3 protein-coding genes are annotated in these 2,216 nt (G+C 60.7%); all 3 read right to left on the bottom strand.

Annotated features, from left to right (window positions below):
- The coding region (locus BKN05_RS12455) for a DnaJ domain-containing protein (protein ID WP_286688781.1) at positions 1-477 on the bottom strand (477 nt) is incomplete at its 3' end.
- A 25-nt stretch (positions 478-502) separates the two neighbouring features.
- The gene (gene grpE / locus BKN05_RS12450; RefSeq protein WP_049150419.1) at positions 503-1,297 is read right to left on the bottom strand and encodes a nucleotide exchange factor GrpE; all 795 of its coding nucleotides are present in this window, start codon (positions 1,295-1,297) and stop codon (positions 503-505) included.
- Positions 1,298-2,216 (bottom strand): Hsp70 family protein (locus BKN05_RS12445; protein WP_286688780.1); only part of this gene is annotated, 919 nt, incomplete at its 5' end.

Genomic DNA, 2,216 nt, shown 5'->3' with positions numbered 1-2,216 from the left:
AAAGTCGAGCGTAATGGAGGTTTCGACGTCGGCGCCTCGCGTCGGCCGAGCTTGGTGCCCACCAGCACCGCCGCGGTTAAAGAGGCCGCCGAAGATGTCACCCAGACCGCCGTCTTCAAATGCTCCTCCAAATCCGCCAGCCCCGGCCGGGCCGCCTTGCGAGAAGAAGCCGTCTTGGCTTTGCGACGAGCGGCGAAACCCGCCGGGAAAGCCGGCGCCTCCAAACCTGCCGCCCCCAGCACGCAGCATCGCTTTGAATTCGTCGTATTCCTTGCGCTTCTTCTCGTCGCCAAGCACGTCGTAGGCAGACGCTGCCGCCTTGAACTTGGCGAGTTTCTGCTCGTCGTCCGGGTTGGTATCTGGGTGGTTTTCCCGGGCGATCTTGCGGTAAGCGCGGCGAATCTCAGCTTTTGAGGCATCGGAGGAAACGCCTAGGTCCCCGTAGTAATCCTTATCGGCCCATTCACTCTGGGACATGGTCCGTCCCCTCCTTCCTCATTGTTTACTGATTGTCGTTCGCCTGTGCGGATGCGTCAGAGTCAGAGCCAGATCCAGTTTCCGAACCTTCTGGATCAGCGATAATCACCATGGCGTTGCGCACCAGGCGGTCTCCTACCTTGTAGCCCTTACGCAAAACCGTGCCGACGACTTGCTCGCCACCGCTGGACAGATCCTGCACGGCCTCGTGGATCTCCGGATCAAATGCTTCACCCGGTTCACCGAAGGTCACCAGGTTCTGGCCCTTCAAGGTTTCGCGGAACTTGGAGCCGAACTTCTCCAGCGGGGATCCTTCTTCCAGGTCACCGTGCTGTTTGGCCAGTTCCAGATCATCCAGGATTGGCAGCAATGCGGACAGTACCGAAGCCTTCGCGGACTCAGAAACGCTCTGGCGCTCCCGATCGCTACGGCGGCGGTAGTTGGTGTATTCCGCGTTCAGCCGCTTGAGATCGTCGGTGCGTTCATCCAGCTGACGTTGCAGGGCCTGCTCTGGGGTTTCGGCCTCATCGGCTGCAGCTTCTTCAGCACCAGCCTCTGTGGCCTCGTCGGCAACCGCATCACGGGCAGCCGCTTCGTCCGCTGCCGTGCTAATTGGCTCTTCTACTTCGTCAACCTCAGGTTCCACAGCGACGTCGTCGGCAAGACCGTCTGCTCCGGCGCCACCGGAAGGCTGCCCAGTTTCCTGCTGGGTCGCCTCGGCAGCATCCGCGGCGGCTTCTGCCTGTGTGGCAGAGGTAGCCTCCGGGTCGGTCGCGTCCGGGGAACCGGGGTTATCCGGCATCTCGTCCCGGTTGGTCATTTACTTGTCACCCTTTGCGTTCTCGTCGGAGTTGTCGGCATCGTCCTCGTCGACAACTTCAGCGTCGACGACGTCGTCGTTGCCGCCAGCCTGGCCGGCGTCGCCATCAGCCTGTGCCTTCGCGGCTTCAGCCTCGTACATCGCCTGGCCCATGGCCTGGGATTCGGTGGACAGCTTCTCGACGGCAGACTTGATGGCCTCGATGTCGTCGCCCTTCAGTGCCTCGTCGACGGCATCGGCGGCTTCGGTGACCTTGTTCTTGGTCTCTTCGTCGACCTTCTCGCCGTTCTCGTCCAGGAACTTGCGGGTCTGGTAAGCAGTGTTTTCCGCGTTGTTGCGGGTCTCCTGCTCTTCACGACGCTTCTTGTCTTCCTCGGCGTGTGCCTCGGCGTCCTTGACCATCCGATCGATCTCTTCATCGGACAGGCCGGAGCCTTCCTGGATCTTGATGGTGTTTTCCTTGCCGGTGCCCTTGTCCTTTGCCGAAACGGAGACGATGCCGTTGGCGTCGATGTCGAAGGTGACTTCAACCTGTGGGACACCGCGTGGAGCTGGAGCGATGCCACCGAGTTCGAAGGATCCCAACAGCTTGTTGTGCTGCGCCATCTCGCGCTCACCCTGGAAGACCTGGATTTGTACGGAAGGCTGGTTGTCTTCCGCGGTGGTGAAGGTCTCGGATTTCTTGGTTGGGATGGTGGTGTTGCGCTCAATGAGCTTGGTCATCACACCGCCCTTGGTTTCGATACCCAGCGACAGTGGGGTGACATCCAGCAGCAGAACGTCCTTGACGTCACCGCGCAGAACACCTGCCTGCAGGGCAGCGCCGGAAGCAACGACCTCATCTGGGTTGACGCCCTTGTTTGGCTCCTTACCGGTCATTTCCTTAACCAGTTCAGCTACCGCTGGCATACGGGTGGAG

It is taken from the genome of Corynebacterium sp. S5S1, from assembly GCF_001913985.1.
Taxonomy (GTDB): Bacteria; Actinomycetota; Actinomycetes; order Mycobacteriales; family Mycobacteriaceae; genus Corynebacterium; species Corynebacterium marquesiae.
The sequence above is the reverse complement of the archived record's forward strand: the minus strand, read 5'-3'. Positions and strand labels throughout refer to the sequence as shown.

Coding starts and splice junctions, on each gene's coding strand:
- grpE (WP_049150419.1), bottom strand. CDS start 1,297: ATGACCAACCGGGACGAGATGCCGGATAACCCCGGTTCCCCGGACGCG.